15 protein-coding genes are annotated in these 16,726 nt (G+C 40.1%); 2 read left to right on the forward strand and 13 right to left on the reverse strand.

All coding sequences use genetic code 11. The features are described from left to right. Nucleotides 1-667: 667 nt before the first annotated feature. Nucleotides 668-1,126, reverse strand: coding sequence for an OsmC family protein (locus KI375_RS09070; RefSeq protein ID WP_212973193.1), 459 nt, complete (start codon nucleotides 1,124-1,126; stop codon nucleotides 668-670). Nucleotides 1,127-1,753: 627 nt separating this feature from the next. On the opposite strand from KI375_RS09070, the gene KI375_RS09075 reads away from it, so the two are divergent. Next, nucleotides 1,754-2,056, forward strand: coding sequence for a hypothetical protein (locus KI375_RS09075; RefSeq protein ID WP_212973194.1), 303 nt, complete (start codon nucleotides 1,754-1,756; stop codon nucleotides 2,054-2,056). 213 nt (nucleotides 2,057-2,269) lie between these two features. Here KI375_RS09075 and mgrA read toward each other — a convergent pair whose 3' ends face one another. The 4 genes from mgrA to KI375_RS09095 all read right to left on the reverse strand — a co-directional run bounded on the left by mgrA (nucleotide 2,270) and on the right by KI375_RS09095 (nucleotide 9,044). Then, on the reverse strand, nucleotides 2,270-3,262 hold the full coding sequence (gene mgrA, locus KI375_RS09080; RefSeq protein ID WP_212973195.1) for an L-glyceraldehyde 3-phosphate reductase: 993 nt from the start codon (nucleotides 3,260-3,262) through the stop codon (nucleotides 2,270-2,272). A gap of 116 nt (nucleotides 3,263-3,378) precedes the next feature. After that, nucleotides 3,379-4,254, reverse strand: coding sequence for an SMP-30/gluconolactonase/LRE family protein (locus KI375_RS09085; RefSeq protein ID WP_212973196.1), 876 nt, complete (start codon nucleotides 4,252-4,254; stop codon nucleotides 3,379-3,381). A gap of 115 nt (nucleotides 4,255-4,369) precedes the next feature. Next, the gene (locus tag KI375_RS09090) at nucleotides 4,370-5,383 is read right to left on the reverse strand and encodes a zinc-binding alcohol dehydrogenase family protein (RefSeq protein WP_212973197.1); all 1,014 of its coding nucleotides are present in this window, start codon (nucleotides 5,381-5,383) and stop codon (nucleotides 4,370-4,372) included. 508 nt (nucleotides 5,384-5,891) lie between these two features. After that, nucleotides 5,892-9,044: an SH3 domain-containing protein gene (locus KI375_RS09095; protein WP_212973198.1), complete on the reverse strand. Its 3,153-nt coding sequence runs from the start codon at nucleotides 9,042-9,044 to the stop codon at nucleotides 5,892-5,894. A gap of 285 nt (nucleotides 9,045-9,329) precedes the next feature. Between KI375_RS09095 and pepF the strand changes: the two genes are divergently transcribed. Continuing rightward, complete coding sequence (pepF, locus tag KI375_RS09100) at nucleotides 9,330-11,135, forward strand: oligoendopeptidase F (protein WP_212973199.1); 1,806 nt, start codon at nucleotides 9,330-9,332, stop codon at nucleotides 11,133-11,135. A 46-nt stretch (nucleotides 11,136-11,181) separates the two neighbouring features. Here pepF and KI375_RS09105 read toward each other — a convergent pair whose 3' ends face one another. The 8 genes from KI375_RS09105 to KI375_RS09140 all read right to left on the reverse strand — a co-directional run bounded on the left by KI375_RS09105 (nucleotide 11,182) and on the right by KI375_RS09140 (nucleotide 16,490). Further along, a complete protein-coding gene (locus KI375_RS09105) occupies nucleotides 11,182-12,021 on the reverse strand; it encodes an EcsC family protein (protein ID WP_212973200.1) in 840 nt (279 codons plus the stop codon). A gap of 260 nt (nucleotides 12,022-12,281) precedes the next feature. Further along, nucleotides 12,282-13,160 (reverse strand): UTP--glucose-1-phosphate uridylyltransferase GalU, encoded by an 879-nt coding sequence (gene galU / locus KI375_RS09110; protein WP_244852458.1) that lies wholly within the window; start codon nucleotides 13,158-13,160, stop codon nucleotides 12,282-12,284. Further along, a complete protein-coding gene (locus KI375_RS09115; protein ID WP_212973202.1) occupies nucleotides 13,157-13,642 on the reverse strand; it encodes a VanZ family protein in 486 nt (161 codons plus the stop codon). The genes galU and KI375_RS09115 overlap by 4 nt, the downstream gene beginning before the upstream one ends. A gap of 67 nt (nucleotides 13,643-13,709) precedes the next feature. After that, nucleotides 13,710-14,276, reverse strand: a complete 567-nt coding sequence (locus KI375_RS09120) for an LOG family protein (RefSeq protein ID WP_374706827.1) — start codon at nucleotides 14,274-14,276, stop codon at nucleotides 13,710-13,712. A gap of 20 nt (nucleotides 14,277-14,296) precedes the next feature. After that, the gene (locus KI375_RS09125) at nucleotides 14,297-14,614 is read right to left on the reverse strand and encodes a MazG nucleotide pyrophosphohydrolase domain-containing protein (RefSeq protein WP_212973204.1); all 318 of its coding nucleotides are present in this window, start codon (nucleotides 14,612-14,614) and stop codon (nucleotides 14,297-14,299) included. Between the two features lie 180 nt (nucleotides 14,615-14,794). Next, on the reverse strand, nucleotides 14,795-15,382 hold the full coding sequence (locus KI375_RS09130) for a CalY family protein (protein WP_212973205.1): 588 nt from the start codon (nucleotides 15,380-15,382) through the stop codon (nucleotides 14,795-14,797). Nucleotides 15,383-15,416: 34 nt separating this feature from the next. Further along, nucleotides 15,417-15,980: a signal peptidase I SipW gene (gene sipW / locus KI375_RS09135; protein WP_212973206.1), complete on the reverse strand. Its 564-nt coding sequence runs from the start codon at nucleotides 15,978-15,980 to the stop codon at nucleotides 15,417-15,419. Nucleotides 15,981-16,022: 42 nt separating this feature from the next. Beyond that, complete coding sequence (locus KI375_RS09140; protein ID WP_212973207.1) at nucleotides 16,023-16,490, reverse strand: hypothetical protein; 468 nt, start codon at nucleotides 16,488-16,490, stop codon at nucleotides 16,023-16,025. Nucleotides 16,491-16,726 lie beyond the last annotated feature (236 nt).

Genomic DNA, 16,726 nt, shown 5'->3' on the forward strand with positions numbered 1-16,726 from the left:
AGGACTACCATACCCTAATTATAAGGTTTTTTTATGGACTTTTATAGTGATAATTGCCATTATTCATAATTTTGGCATAGTTATTTCCTCTTGACTTTTGGCTGGAAATTTAATGCAACGCTAGTGATAGTTTCCTTAACAAGAACAAAAGCGCAAGCGCCCGTTTAGCGACGTACAAACTTTTATAATAAGGATGAACAGCTAAAAACGCGCCGTCCTGGCGCAACGCTGTTCTGACCTACATCCTGTAGCCCGGAGATAAAGGAAACACGGCGAAGCATGAGCCGATGTTGACTTACGCAAACAGAAGCTGAAAGTTTGCTAGTCGCTGGGCGCTGGAGCTGGATGACAAACCGCAACGTAAACAGTTATCCACAGGCTACAATTTTATAATTTCCTCAACCATAAGAAAAGCGCAAGGCGCCCGCTACCTTCGACAAGCAAATGTTCTGAGACAAAGAAAGGCGTTCTTTGCCTTTCATTGGCTCAGGTTATTTCGTGGAACATCGGCTAAGGTCGCCACATCCGCATGTCTTCGCCGATGGACTCGCTCCTGCGAGCCTCGAGCCGATGGCGCCTGGAGCTGGATCAAGCATTAGCCGAAACTTATACTTACTTACCTTTTAACATGAGACCATTGCCATGTCTTGGTAATGGTCTCGTCGTATTATTCTGCCCTTTTCCAAGTGGATTGTACTGGAACACCTGCATCAAGAAGTAAATTCATCACAGGACAGCGCTTCTCTACTTCCTTCTTCAAAGCTTGAAGTCTCTCATCATCTTCATTCGTTTTGACAATGACGTCAAAAGTGACAGATTGGAAGTGTGGAGATACTCCTGCTACTCCTTTTAATCCTTGAAGATCAATTTCTCCAATATTTTTAAAGTCTACCCCATCAAAGGAAAAATTCTGTTCTTTAGCAATCAAGGCAATCATTACAGATGTACATCCTGATAATCCAGCAAGCACAAATTCAACTGGATTTGCCCCTTCATCTGTTCCACCTAAAGAAGTGGGTTCATCAATAACAAACGAGTCAAAGTCGCGAATTTGTATGCTCGTTTTCACTCCGCTTTCCCATTTTCCAGCTGTTTCTACTTTTAGTAATGTTTTCGTTGACGTCATTTTTTCACACTCATTCCTTAGTATTTTTATAGGTTTTATTAACTATAAGATATTCTGATAAAAACTGCAAGGGAAAATGGGCTTATTCTTTATCCAGGTTCAATCGTCCTTAAAACCTCGCTGATGGTGGTTGTAGATAGAATGAAAGGATTATCACAGACATATTTGGGGGAAATCTAAATACAATAATAAAACATACTGCTATGGGAGGAAAAAGTGAGCGGCAAACAATTAAGAATGCAGTGCCCAAATTTTTTTATAAGGGCCAGTTCAAAAAGGAGGATAAAAAGGACCGAGTCGGTTAAAAACGCTGACGTCCTGTCAGCAACACCGACACTAGTACATCCTGTACGTCGAAAGTTCGAGGCGGCGAAGCTTTGAGCACCGGAATGTACGACAGTAGGTACATGAGGAGCGGAAAAGCGAGCCAACGAGCTTCCATAGGAGGTGGTGACTTCGACGTTCGACACAGGACGTGTCGGTACTTAGTCGAAGATCCTTTATCTCGAAGTGTCATTTTTACCGGACTTTTTGAACATCCTCTATAAAGCTTAAAATTATCCAAACGTACTATTTTTTAGTACACTGGATCGAACAAAACCAATAAAAACAGCTAGGAGGTTGAATATGCTACCAGTACCTAAGGACGGCGGCACATTTTGGACCCAGTATAATGATTTAAGAATTCGAATCTCATACGAGATTTATGATACACATATCTCCGTATCTGCCAGTTATTATATTTGGGGAGATGAAAGCCTCGTGGGCTTTTGCAAACATACTAATCTGCGTATGGCACTAAAAGGAGCAATTAAAGGCTTATTAGATGAAATGGAAGAATGGGGTATGGATATTTGGGTCACTACACGACCTGCAACCAATCAAAAAGCTAAGTTTATCTTTTTTCAACCTGAGGAAGATCTCGAATAAAAATCCCTTCTCTTTCGGCAAGAAAAGTGCAAGGGGACTTGAACTAGAGGAAGAAAGGCTAAATTCGCGCCGTCGCTAAATAAGCTAGTTACCACACCGCCAAGAGTTTTATAATTTCAAAAATCACAACGAATAGCCAAACTCTCCTTGATCGTTCAAGGCAGAGTTTGGCTTTTGCTGCTAGATGTATATCCTCTCAAAGTTGTTCCACCATTAATCTGCGAGAATACTTTCGATTTTTGCCAATTCTTCTTTTGAAAAAGTAAGATTGTTTAATGCTTCTACGTTTTCTTCTACTTGACTGACTTTACTTGCTCCAATTAATGCGGAGGTCACATGTCCTTCTCGCAAAACCCAGGCTAGAGCCATTTGTGCGAGACTTTGTCCTCGATCGGCTGCAAGATCATTTAGTTGCTTAACACGACTCACTACCTTGTCAGTCACTTGATCTCTTTGCAAGAAGGTATTCTGCTTTGCTGCCCGTGAATCCTCAGGAACCCCGTGTATATACTTATTTGTTAATAACCCTTGTGCTAATGGGGAGAAAGCAATCGACCCTACTCCATTTTCTTGCAATACATCTTGCAAACCGTCCTCAATCCAACGATTAAACAGCGAATAAGAAGGCTGATGAATCAGTAAAGGTGTTCCCAAATCATTCAGAATTTGAATTGCTTTCGTCGTTTGTTCTGCGGAATAATTGGATATACCCACATACAAAGCCTTTCCTTGGCGAACAACCGTATCCAATGCTTGCATTGTTTCTTCAAGCGGTGTATGAGGATCAGGTCTATGCGAGTAGAAAATATCTACATAATCAAGTCCCATTCGTTTTAAACTCTGATCCAGGCTGGAAATCAAATACTTTCTTGAACCCCAATCTCCATATGGACCAGGCCACATGTAATAACCCGCTTTTGTAGAAATCACCATTTCATCACGATAAGGAGCAAAATCTGTTTTGACCATTTGTCCAAACATCTCTTCTGCCGATCCAGCCGGCGGACCATAGTTATTGGCTAGATCAAAATGTGTAATCCCAAGATCAAATGCACGACGCAAAATGGCACGACCATTTTCAAATGAATCAACTCCACCAAAATTATGCCATAATCCTAGGGTTAAGGCCGGTAATAATAGACCTGATTGACCGGAACGATTATATTTCATTGTTTCATAGCGCTGCTCGATTGCTCGATAGACCATTCATAAACCTTCTTTCTGTATATAGTTTTGGATTGAATCCCCTTTCAAAATTGTAGCTTGAAACTTCCTGAATAGCTAGAATTCTGCATTTATATTTTTCTAGAGAGCATTAATGATCATTCAAACCGAGAGCCCGTTATTCCTTTTACATCTGTTTTTACTTTAAATAATCCCCCTGATTTTGGATACTCCAATAATTCGTTCTCACTTAAACCATCTCTGGCGGTCGTGATATATAACTCATCTAAATTCTTCCCACCAAAAGCACACGAGGTCACATTTTTTGCTGGGACTTGTACTTGATCGAGAAGTTTTCCCGTTGATGGATTCCAGCGTGTTATGCGGGCACCGCCCCAATGAGCCACCCAAATCATCCCTTCTTGATCAATCGTCATCCCGTCTGGACTTCCCATCCCATCCGGAATCTTTACAGCAATTTTTTGAAAAGAAATATCTCCATTCTCATTATCATAATCAAAAGCAGCAACCTCTTTCGTAGGTGTATCAATAAAATACATTTGCTTGTTATCAGGACTCCAGGCTAAACCATTGGATGTACTCACATTGGCTAGCATTTGAGTGATCTTTTTCTTTTCATCTAAACGATACAAACTTCCTTGTTCAAGTTTTCCATTCATTGCCATCGTTCCTGCCCAAAACCGTCCTGCTGGATCGCATTTTCCATCATTGAAACGATTATGAGGAAGACTATCTTCAGGATTCGTAATGAAGGTCAAATTATTTTGATGAATATCATATTGATAGATGCCATGCTCCATCGCTAGTAGAAAACGGCCGGCTTTTCCTGGTACAACCGCACTCACATACTGATCAAATTGAAATGTATTATTTTCTTCTGTCTTCGCATCAAAAGCATGCAATTTCTTACCTAATATATCAACCCAATATAAAATTTCTAGACTTTCATCCCAATGTGGTCCTTCACCCAGAGCAGCTTGCAAATCTAATACTAATTCCGCCTGATACGTCATACTGAATCACTCTCCCTACTATCCGTTTTATTAAAAAAACCTTGGATTACTCTTTTGCACTCTCTCATTTTATCTATAATGAATAAGGAGTTGATCTATTAATCTCTCCATCATTTTACAACTCAATCATAGCCTTAATGACCTTAGATTCAGGTAATAACCAATGACTAAACTGATTCAAGACTTCATTAAATGAGCAATGGTGAGTAATATAGTCCCTACTTTTAATAACACCTGTTTGCAAATTCTTTAAAACATAGGCAAAGTCTTCAGATGTTGCGTTCCGACTACCTAATAGCGTTAGTTCCTTTTTGTGAAAATCAGGATCAAAGAAGCGAATCTTATTTTCTACTAAACCGACATAGATTAATTTTCCACCATGAGCTACATACTGAAAGGCAGCTTCCATAGAATGGACATTTCCCGTTGCATCAAATACAACCGTAGGCAAATCTCCGCTTGTCTGCTCTTCTAGTATTGAAACAGACTGTTCACCTGCTCGGATCGTTGCATCCACTTGTGCCCATGCTTTGCAAAACTGCAATCTTTCCTCGTTTACATCTATTGCTATCACCCTTGCCCCTTGTTGCTTAGCAAAAGCCATGACACCAAGCCCAATGGGACCCGCTCCAATGACAAGCACAGTTTCCCCTCCCCTTACCGCTGATCGTCTAACAGCATGAGCGCCAATAGCAAGTGGTTCCATAATGGCGGCCTGATCCAACGTAATCCCATCTGCCTTTACTAAATTTTGAACTGGGACAGATAATACTTCGCACATGCCACCATCCTGATGAACGCCGATCACACTCAAACTTGTACAACAATTTGTTTTTCCGTTGCGACAAGCGATGCAGCTACCACAATGTAGATACGGAATAACAGACACTGAATCACCAACCTCTAATCCCGCATCATTTTGATCAATTTCGATAATCAAACCGCTCAACTCATGACCCAAAATGCGGGGATACGTAAAATAAGGCTGATTTCCTTTGTAAGCATGTAGATCAGTTCCACAAACCCCTATTCTTTTAATACGAATGAGCGCCTCCCCCACTTTCTTTGTAGGAAAAGGAATCTCTTTCATTCTTAATCTATGGGGCTCTTCACAAACGATACTTTTCATCTAATCCCTCCACTGTGATCAAACCTTCATAAGAAAAGAGCAGGCACCCGCTACCTTCGACAAGTAAATGTTCCTGAGCCAAAGAAAGGTGTTTTTTGCCTTTCTTTGGCTCAGGTTATTATGCAAAACATCGGCTAAGTTCGCGACGTCCTGGCGCATCGTCTGCACTAGTACATCCTGTACGTCGCAACGCCGATGGAGCCTGGAGCTGGGAGATGGACAACAACTGCTAGCCTTAAAGCAATCTTAAGAAAAACTTTATGCTTCATTATCTTTTTAAAAAGACAAAATTGTTTTCGCTTACATAAAATAGCAAAACGGATTACTGTTTATATTACCATCATAGTTTCTATTTTACTACTAGAGCATTCTCCCCATACTTGTCTGTTCCGCACCCCGTATCTAAAACCTTGAGTTTGGCGGCTGTCCTTCATGCGCGATAAAATGAAGCCATTCTTATCAAAAAAGCTCCATTCTGCCGAAAAGATCGACTGATTGGAGCCTTGTTCTATTTTGCCTTATAAACTGGTATATCGAATACTAAATTATAAGAGTTTACAAGACTATATAAATTGTGAAGCTGATAAATTTGCTTGTTTGCCCAACCAATATCTGTAGCATATTGATGTGTAGCCTTGCCGGTTTTATTAGCTTCGTCTGGATTCCATCTCATTTTGTATAAAGTGTTTTGGTTGGCATGAATATAACCTTTTGAAATGTATTGTGCTCCACCAATGATCGCTTGCTCAGGTGTAAACCAGCCTGCATTGTATGCAAACTGCGCCCCTTTAGCAACAGCATCTCCATCGAAAGCGCCTATTCCATACATATTATAAACAGTTTTTCCATTCACTTTTACACCATTTGCCAAGGTTGATTGTCCATTTCCTGTTTCAAGCAGAGCATGTGAAATTAAGTACATTTCATTCACACCTAGTGATTCCCCTGCTTGGATAAACGCAGATGCTTTTCCACTTAATATGCCTTTTCCAGAAAGTATTTGGTTATTAACCTCTTTCTCCTGAACCTTAGTGGAAGTTGCGAGATTGACAAACTGCAGGGATTTAATCGGATCTTCAGCAAAATTATTAGGATCAATATAGTACTTAACATCCTCTGGACTTGCATTCACCCAAGCCTTTTTAAAATCAACTTGGTACCATGTATACCCATCCGTCCCTTTTACTGAAGAAAGAATATTTAACTTCGTACCATTGGAAACTTGTCCAACTGTCCAAAATCCGGTTCCAGCTCCGCCTCTTACATTCCAGCCAGATCCTTGTACTGTTCCAACATTAGAATTCACGGATAATGCATCTTCTCTAATGTAAGTATCGTATTTTGAATCTGTTTGTGGATTTGCCTTCATCTGTATATCTACAAATTCGTCGATGGTATAATCATATTGACTATAGACTGTTTCCTTTTGTTGTCCCTCTGGAACTTTAATCTCACTTGTTAAATATTGCGTGCTTACATAGCCCTCTTTCCCATTTGCCGATACTTTTGCCCAACCATTTTTCTCTGAGAGAACTTTTACGATCGTTCCTCTGGATAATTTGCTGACAATTGAGCCACTAGTAGAAGCAGAAGAGCGCATGTTTAAGCTTGAACCTGGGTCCACTTCCACATATCGTAAATCTTCTTGAGCATCATTTTCATGGTCCTTACTGATCTCATTTGTATCAGAAAGAAACTTGGATTCTATGTATCCTTCTTCCCCGTATGCCTTAACTTTTGCCCAGCCATTTTCTTCCGAATAGACGACAACTGGTATTCCAGATGCGATTTTAACCATAACAGAAGATTTCGTTGATGGCTTAGTATACATACTTATTCCAGAAACCGATGCACCTTTAGTATATTTCGTTTGTGGTGTCGGATCGGCGGTTTCTTTTCCTGATTTTAAAAACTGGCTGCTTACATACCCAGTCTTCCCATTCACTTTTACCTTCGCCCAACCATTGGATTCTGATTCTACGCTTACTGCTACACCATTCTTAAGGCTGGCGATAACTGATGCACTAGCGCTTGCACTACTACGAAGATTTAAGCTCGAGCCCGCATCCACTGACACATACTTTGTTTCTGTTTTAGATGGTGCTGGCGTGGATGGTTTGGACGGATTTGTGCTTGTCTTGCCTGTTAAAAACTGGCTGCTTACATACCCAGTCTTCCCATTCACTTTTACCTTCGCCCAACCATTGGATTCTGATTCTACGCTTACCGCGATACCATTCTTAAGGCTGCCGATAACTGATGCACTGGCGCTTGCACTACTACGAAGATTTAAGCTAGAGCCCGCATCCACTGACACATATTTTGTTTCTGTTTTAGATGGTGCTGGCGTGGATGGTTTGGACGGATTTGTGCTTGTCTTGCCTGTTAAAAACTGGCTGCTTACATACCCAGTCTTCCCATTCACTTTTACCTTTGCCCAGCCCTTGGATTCCGATTCTACGCTTACCGCGATACCATTCTTAAGGCTGCCGATAACTGATGCACTAGCGCTTGCACTACTACGAAGATTTAAGCTCGAGCCTGCATCCACTGACACATATTTTGTTTCTGTTTTAGATGGTGCTGGCGTGGATGGTTTGGACGGATTTGTGCTTGTCTTGCCTGATAAAAATTGGCTACTTACATACCCAGTCTTCCCATTCACTTTTACCTTTGCCCAGCCCTTGGATTCCGATTCTACGCTTACCGCGATCCCATTCTTAAGGCTGCCGATAACTGATGCACTGGCGCTTGCACTACTACGAAGATTTAAGCTCGAGCCCGCATCCACTGACACATATTTTGTTTCTGTTTTAGATGGTGCTGGGGTTGATGGCGTGGATGGTTTGGACGGATTTGTGCTTGTCTTGCCTGTTAAAAACTGGCTGCTTACATACCCGGTCTTCCCATTCACTTTTACCTTTGCCCAGCCCTTGGATTCCGATTCTACGCTTACCGCGATACCATTCTTAAGGCTGTCAATTATTGACGCACTGGCGCTCGCACTACTGCGTAGATTTAAAACAGAGCCTGCATCCACTGACACATATTTCGTTTCTGTTTTAGATGGTGCTGGGGTTGATGGCGTGGATGGTTTAGATGGTGTCGAGCTCTTCTTGCCTGATAAAAATTGGCTGCTCACATACCCGGTCTTCCCATTCACTTTTACCTTTGCCCAGCCCTTGGATTCTGATTCCACGCTTACCGCTGTACCATTTTTGAGATTAGCGATGATCGACGCACTGCCATTTGCACTGCTACGTAAATTCAAAGTAGAGCCCGCATTCACAGAGACATACTTTGTTTCCGTTTTGACAGAGGTTGACTTAGGAGTAGCCGGCTTGTTCTCTGATTTTTTCCCTGTTGTTAAATACTGCTTACTTACAAAACCTGTTTTTCCATTCGCACTAATTTTAACCCAGCCATTCGCTTCCGAAATCACGATGACAGATGTGCCATTTGCTAGTTTACTAACAATAGAAGCACTTGCGGAAGCCTCCGCTCGCATATTTAAACTAGAACCCTGATCAACAGAGACATAACTCACATCCTGCTGTGACTCAATCCCGCTTGGCGGCTCAGCAGCCTGAATTGTTTGCTCAAAAGCTACAGTAGATAAGACTGCAAAACACAAACTAGGTAAAATGACTCTTTTCTTCATTAGAACTCTCCTTTCCTCAATTGAATTATACAGTATACTTCTAGTTTAATATACAAAATCCTCTCAAAAACGGCAAAAAATGCCAACTTTTCATATTACAACATCCTACTATAGTCCTTATTTTATCATTTATAGAAACCAATTGTAGAGAAAACAAAATATATCATCAGTGATCCTTTAACGCTTTAAACCAGCGGGGGCCTGTCCCCATTTTGTCATCTTCCAGCTTTATATATTATACTAATAGTAGAGTTAAAGGATTTTTAAATAAAGGAGTGGGGCCATTTGGTACAGAGCTTACCTACACGCACACAGGTTAAGGAAGAAGAGACATGGAATTTAGAGGATTTGTTTGCAACGGAAGAGGTTTATGAGCAGGCTTTGGATGCTGTAGGGAAGGAGGCAGTAGAGTTTGCAGGTGCTTATAAAGGGACGATTCGGGATGCTGGGTCTGCGATAAAGGCATTGGATGGATATCGAAGGTTGTATGAGCAGCTTATTCCAATTGGTACATATGCTTCTCTTGCGGCTAGTGTGGATCAAGCGGATGATCAAGCACAGATGCGTGATAGCAAATTCGGTTCAGTGGCTGCGAAAATTTCCAGTCAAACTTCTTTTCTTATGAGTGAGTTATCGGAGCTATCAGTAGAGGTTTTACAGGATGCAAGTGCTCAATCAGAAGATTATGCTGTATTACTGAAAGATATTATTAAGAAAAAGCCATACCAGCTTCATCCAGAGGTTGAGAAGACATTAGCTGCGTTCTCCTCCACTTTCCAGGCACCTTATAGTTTGTATAACACGACAAAATTAGTGGACATGACATTTCCTGATTTTAAAGTGAATGATGAGAAGTATCCACTTAGTTATGTTTCTTTTGAAGGTAGTTGGGAATCAAATCCAGATACTGAAAAGAGACGTGCTGCATTTGCTGCGTTCTCTGCTAAGTTGCGAGATTATCAACATACCACAGCCAAAACATATGATATGCACTTACAAACGGAGAAAACAACATCTGATTTACGAGGATACTCATCTGTTATTGACTATCTATTGATGGAGCAAGATGTAGACCGATCGATGTATAATCGCCAAATCGATGTAATTATGAAAGAATTGGCTCCACATATGCGTAAGTATGCAAAACTATTACAAAAAATTCATCAATTAGATGAAGTGACGTTTGCGGATTTAAAAATTCCTGTTGACCCTTCCTATGAACCAACAGTAACGATAGAGGAGTCAAAGAAATATATTGATGATGCCCTCGTCATTATGGGAAAAGACTATACAGATATGGTTGATCGAGCTTATTCTGAGCGATGGATCGATTTCGCACAAAACACTGGAAAATCAACCGGTGCCTTCTGTGCTAGTCCATATGGAAACCATTCGTATATTTTGATTTCATGGACGGGAAGTATGGAAGATGTATTCGTTCTTGCACATGAACTTGGTCATGCCGGACATTTCTATAATGCTTACAAACATCAAAGTGTATTTAACGGAGATGCCTCCATGTATTTTATTGAGGCCCCATCGACCATGAATGAAATGCTGATGGCCAATCATCTACTAAAAAATTCGGATGACCCGAGATTCAAACGCTGGGTACTGTCCTCCATTATTTCGCGTACCTATTATCATAATTTCGTTACTCACTTGCTTGAAGCAGCCTATCAACGGAAGGTTTACGAACTCATCGATGAAGGCAGTAATGTCAACGCCACGATCCTCAACGAACTAAAAAGAGGAGTTCTAGAAGAATTTTGGGGTGAGGATGTCGTTATCAATGATGGTGCCGAATTAACATGGATGCGTCAACCACATTATTACATGGGCTTGTATCCTTACACATACAGCGCTGGTTTAACGATCTCCACAGAAATGGCGAAACGTGTTTTGAATGAAGGAAAACCGGCAGTCGAAGATTGGTTAAAAGTCCTTCAGGCTGGTGGCTCTAAAAATCCAGCAGAACTAGCGAAAATGGCAGGAATCGATATTACAACAGATCAACCATTACGAGATACAATTAGCTATATTGGCGATTTGATCGATCAAATCGAGAAGCTCACCGACGAAATTGGATAACAAATTGCAGGCCACTATTCCCTTACTGGATAGTGGTCTTATTGATTTACTCACTCTTATTTTCTGATTGGTATTCCGTTTTAATGATGCTGGATCCGTTTTGTCTTAAACGTTCTTTAATTTTCCTCTTTCGATAGAGCATCATCCCTGCTTCCGATAAATCATGAAGTGTGGAACGATTAGTCATAGCCCCGAAAATCGAACCAATAATGGGGATCATTTGGAATAACTTTTTCCAGCCAACTTGGTCTCGATAAGTCATAACCACTTCTCTCCACCCTTGCAGTTCCGAAATAATCTCTCTATGAGCAGCTTCATCAGAAGAATTTATGACGGATAGTTGCTTTAAGATTGTTCGCTTTCCAACAATATCTGATGAAACAAGTTGGAGAATTTTTAATATATACAATCGTTCCTTTTGATCATTTGGATGATAGCCATAACAAATAGCAATATCTTGAAGAGTTTTTAATTGCAGGCCTAATAGGAATGGAATATCAATCGATATAGTGATGAAACCGCCAATTCCGATGCTTGCACCTTGGAAGGTTGCTAATCGCTTTCGCTTCTTTCTCAGTCTCTTAACAGCATCATCCATTTGCTTTACTGGAATTAACTCCAAATCTTCTAACGTATGGATATTTTGCCGAGGATAATAGGACTTTAATGATGAGACTGAACTTAAATACCTTCCACCTGATTGAATATATTTGCCTAACTCGTCAAGAAGAATCCCCATCTTTCTTTGCAAAAAAGTTGGTGTAAGTTTGTCTAAAAGTTGGAAAGGTAGACGGCCAATCCTCTCCCAAAACCATAATCCTTTCTGGGACTGCTCCCATTTCTCAATCTTTTTCAATTCATTTAATAATTGCGCTGATGTTTCCATCTCTAACTTTTCATCCTTCCTGCCCATAAAAAGCCGGTTATCACTTCGGCGAAAAATCTGTTCTCTATTTATTAATAGTATTTCGCACTTATCTGGAGACGATACTTATTAGAACTTAAACATCCCCACAATATCTCCCTAGTTGAAAGTACAATCAGTGGGGGTTTTCCTTCATCCCCCACTCACAATTCCAGGTTTTCCCACGAATTCTTGAAGTGGGGGTCTTACAGCCAGTTAATGCGGGATAAAGCTACGAAATGCTAGCCTTTGGCCTTTTCGACAACTTCCATTAGATAATGAAGAAATTCATCTCGTATATCTTGACGGCGCAGAGCAGCTTCTACGGTCGCTTCCAAATATCCTAGCTTATTGCCAACATCGTAACGTCTTCCTTCAAATTGATATGCAAACATCGCTTCATATTGCGCTAGCTCCCTTAGAGCATCGGTTAGTTGGATTTCTCCACCCTTTCCTGGTGGCGTGTGCTCAAGCACCGCAAAAATACTCGGATTAATAATATAACGGCCTAAAATTGCGACATTTGAAGGAGCTTCCTCAAGTGTTGGCTTTTCAACTAAATCATGTACCGAATAAACATGGTCAGACATTTTCTCTCCAGCAACTATCCCATATTTATGCACATTTTCAGGTTCCACTTCTTGGACCCCTAATATCGATGTCCCATATTCTTCATAAGCCTCCAGCATTTGCCGCAAACAAGGTTTTTCCTCGTTATGTACAACATCATCGCCTAAAAGCACCGTAAATGGTTCATCTCCAACAAAGGTACGTGCACAATAAATAGCGTGTCCCAATCCTTTCGGCTCTTTTTGACGAATATAATGAATATCTATCATATTAGAAATTCCTTGGACGAGCTCAAGCAAATCTAGTTTATTCTGCTTTTCTAGTTCACTCTCCAACTCAAAAGAACGATCAAAATGATCTTCAATCGCCCTCTTGCTTTTTCCTGTTACGATCAAAATTTCCTCTATTCCGGAGGCGATCGCTTCTTCAATAATATATTGAATCGTCGGCTTGTCTAAAATTGGGAGCATCTCTTTCGGCATTGCTTTTGTTGCTGGCAAGAATCTCGTCCCTAATCCTGCTGCAGGGATAATCGCTTTTCTAACTTTCAAACTTTTCCCCTCCCTATTCTTCGAGAACTCATTGACGTTTTCAGAAATCTGGTGATACATACATATAATCCTATTCCCACACTTGCCCCAGCGCTATCAATCAGTACATCTTTTACTTCAGCCCCGCGTCCAGGTACAAATAGTTGATGAACTTCATCGGAAATGGCAAACAAGATACAAACCGCCATGGCCAGTCCAATGCTCCGAATTGGCGCTAGTTTCATCCGATTGATGGAAAAAATCACCAAAACTCCTAACAAGCAATAGGCCAAGAAGTGAGCATTCTTCCTAATAATATGATGCAAACGTTCTTCATTAACCTCTAGATCAGGTAAAACTATTTCAATCGTTGACAATACCTTCTCCGTTAAGCTTGAGCTTAACTCTCTCGAATCTGTTTTCGGTTGATTAGATAAAGTAAAGATTAGGACCATCCAAAAAAGTACTAGCAAGAAAAGGCCATATTTATAATAAGTCTTCATACCCACTCCCTATTCTCCAAAGCAGAAAAAAAGATCAGGATTAGCATCTTCCCCTATGCACGATAAGTTATTCCCATTTCGCCTTTAAAGGTGGAGAGTAATTTTCCATTTTATCTAATAAACGCTTCGGCTCAGAATCAATCACGATCAAATCACGATACTTACTATTCATAAACCCTTCTTCAATAGTATAATTCAACATAGACATTAATGGATCAAAAAAACCATTTACATTTAATAATCCACATGGTTTTTGGTGGTACCCAAGCTGTGCCCAAGTGAATACCTCAAACCATTCCTCTAATGTTCCTGCACCTCCTGGGAGGGCAATAAATCCATTTGCCAACTCAGCCATTTTTGCTTTCCGTTCATGCATTGTTTCAACAACATAAAGTTCCGTTAGGTTCCTATGCGCTATTTCAACATCCTGTAATTTTTTCGGGATAACTCCAACAACGTTGCCACCGCTATTTAAAGCTGAATCAGCTAATGCTCCCATACAACCAACTTGCGCACCGCCATAAACTAACATCCTATCACTAGCGGCTAATTCTTCTCCTAGCTTTTTGGCATTATCCAGATATATTTCTTTATTTCCAACATTTGAGCCACAGAACACGGCTATTGTTTTAATATTCATGGTCCGTCCCCCTTCTATTTTTGATAGCGATCAAACAATTTATTTCGATGTTGTGAAAAAATATCTTCAAAATCAATATTATACTTATTGGCAATCACTGCGACATTTCCTAGTACATCGCCTAATTCTTCTGTTAGATTTTTCTTACACTCATCAAAAGTTCCCTCTACTTCATCTGGTCGATCTCTACCTATTTCCAGTGCTCTAATCGCTCTTGCTACCTCTCCCGTTTCTTCTGACAAAAAGCCGATTCGTACAAAGATATCTAAATCCGCCCAGCCTCTTTCTTCGTAATAAGAATCGATCCATTTTTGAAAATCTCTTGCGTCCAAATTCCTTCTCCCCAATTCTATTATAGTTACCACAATGTATAATAACACAGTATATAGGATGAGACTTAACTTTTTTATCTATATATGGTAATTGTCTTGGGAGATACTTAAATACAACACAAAGCAGTCCCCACCAAATGAACAGGCAGGGACTGCTTTAGCATTGTTATAGATTTATGTTTACCTTTGTTCGCCCTCTTTTTGCTGTGCGTTAAATGTCCAAGTAAGATCAAGCGAGTCGCCTTGGAATTGATTTTGATCTGTACCATTATCTTTAAAGGTGAATTTTACTACTAGATCATTTTCTCCACCGACTGGAAGGCCTTCACCATCAAAAATTTCACCAAAAACTTTTTCATTTATTACTTCTGGATTCAAATTCTTTAATTCCGCCAAAGTGGTTTGATAAATGACTTCATCGAATTTGTCCAAATTATAGAGAAATTCCACTTCAATATGCTCTCCAAAATCCTCTGTATTATCTCCCTTTGCGTCTACCACAGTATAGGAGGCTTCTAATAGTACTTTTCCAATATCCATTGTACCATTATTATGCAGTTCAAAATCACGAATAAAGGAGTCCCCTGGTTTTATATTATCAACATTAATAATTTGTGTAGGATTAACTGAAAGATCTAATGTCCCTGCTGCAAATGTATTATTTGTTTCTGCACTATCACTAAAATAGGCATATGTTCCACTTCCTATTAAGGTAACACCTAGTACCGCGGACAATAGACCTGTTGTTAATTGTTTTTTTAGATTCATTGATTTTCCCCTCCATTTTTTAATTAGTGGTTAACTATTCTTCAGTTAGTTTCGATTCATTAGGTGATTCAATGAGACGTAGGGCCCGCCAAATAGTAAATAGTGCATGTCCTAGAAAGAATAGGCCAGGTAGAAATAGCAGTAGAAAGGCACCTTGTTTTGTATTCAAATAGTGGAAGATATATCCTACATAAGGAACCGCCACTCCTGAGTATTTGCCAACAATATTCTGGTTCATAACAGGTTCCACATCAGGTCCGTTATTATTATCTCCTTTCGTAATAAAGCGTTGTCCACCATTCTCAATTTCCAAAATTCGGTGAGTGATCAATATATTCTCGTCTGTTCTGAATGTAATAACATCTCCATTTGTAAAGGTACTATTTTCATCCGTTAGTTGAACCAAAATGATCGATCCAACTGGCATTTCCGGTTCCATGGAACCCGATAAAACGGCTTTTAATTGGTAGCCAAACAGGCTAGGCTCTCCCCCTGCTGCTCGTGATGAAATAACCACAAAAACTGCGCAGACTAATAGCATAATAAATAGGGTTGTGATACTATTCCCCAACCATTTCAGAATGGTTTTGCCTTTCATTGTTCCTTCACTCCGATAGATCTGATTTTTGAGAAATTGATTCTAATGCTCTTCAGAATCTAGTTCAGTAACATTTTGTTCATCAAGTTCATCCTCTACATCTTGTTCTTCATCTTGTTCAATATTCTCCTCTCCTCGATCTTCTAGCACTTCTTCAGGATTCTCATCAGCTATTTCTTGATCTTTTTCTTCATTAATTTCCGTATGTGGAATTTCATCTAATTCTTTCTTTTCCTGTTCAGAGTCAGATTCTATCTTCTCATCCACCACACCATTTTCTGGAAGGTCTTCGTCTTCACGGAAAGCATCTACCTGCTCTTCTTCCCCAAAGTCGTTCTCCAATGATAATGTGCCTACGATGGTCGTCATATCAGTAAAGGAGGCACTTGTCGGTGTTGTTAGTTGTGAGCCAATTAAGCATAATAAATAGATAGGTAGAAGTAGATGAATAACTTGTTGGATTCTTCTTTTCGGTCTTTTTCTTTCTAGGATTTTTCGTTTAGAATTCATTGTCATCTCCCGGTCGATAAAATAGGAAATTGATACATTGCTGTAATTGTCTGGGAGACTGGGACATAATTAAAACGTTAAGCTACGGGGGTGAGAGTTCGGCAAGACCCCGAAGGCGAAGCCAGAGGAGACTTGCCACTCGCCCGCAGAAAGTTCCGACGCGGATATATGCACCCTAGTCGTTTGGTTTTTCTTTGGTGAAAATACTTATGTTCCAGTCTCTTTTTTATAAAAAA

It is taken from the genome of Bacillus sp. J14TS2, assembly GCF_018333015.1.
In the GTDB taxonomy this organism is placed as follows: Bacteria; Bacillota; Bacilli; order Bacillales; family Bacillaceae_C; genus Lederbergia.

Bases quoted from the DNA above. Each gene is read 5' to 3' on its own strand.
- KI375_RS09070 (WP_212973193.1), bottom strand. From the start codon at position 1,126: ATGACGTCAACGAAAACATTACTAAAAGTAGAAACAGCTGGAAAATGG.
- KI375_RS09075 (WP_212973194.1), top strand. From the start codon at position 1,754: ATGCTACCAGTACCTAAGGACGGCGGCACATTTTGGACCCAGTATAAT.
- mgrA (WP_212973195.1), bottom strand. From the start codon at position 3,262: ATGGTCTATCGAGCAATCGAGCAGCGCTATGAAACAATGAAATATAAT.
- KI375_RS09085 (WP_212973196.1), bottom strand. From the start codon at position 4,254: ATGACGTATCAGGCGGAATTAGTATTAGATTTGCAAGCTGCTCTGGGT.
- KI375_RS09090 (WP_212973197.1), bottom strand. From the start codon at position 5,383: ATGAAAAGTATCGTTTGTGAAGAGCCCCATAGATTAAGAATGAAAGAG.
- KI375_RS09095 (WP_212973198.1), bottom strand. From the start codon at position 9,044: ATGAAGAAAAGAGTCATTTTACCTAGTTTGTGTTTTGCAGTCTTATCT.
- KI375_RS09105 (WP_212973200.1), bottom strand. From the start codon at position 12,021: ATGGAAACATCAGCGCAATTATTAAATGAATTGAAAAAGATTGAGAAA.
- KI375_RS09115 (WP_212973202.1), bottom strand. From the start codon at position 13,642: ATGAAGACTTATTATAAATATGGCCTTTTCTTGCTAGTACTTTTTTGG.
- KI375_RS09130 (WP_212973205.1), bottom strand. From the start codon at position 15,382: ATGAATCTAAAAAAACAATTAACAACAGGTCTATTGTCCGCGGTACTA.
- sipW (WP_212973206.1), bottom strand. From the start codon at position 15,980: ATGAAAGGCAAAACCATTCTGAAATGGTTGGGGAATAGTATCACAACC.
- KI375_RS09140 (WP_212973207.1), bottom strand. From the start codon at position 16,490: ATGAATTCTAAACGAAAAATCCTAGAAAGAAAAAGACCGAAAAGAAGA.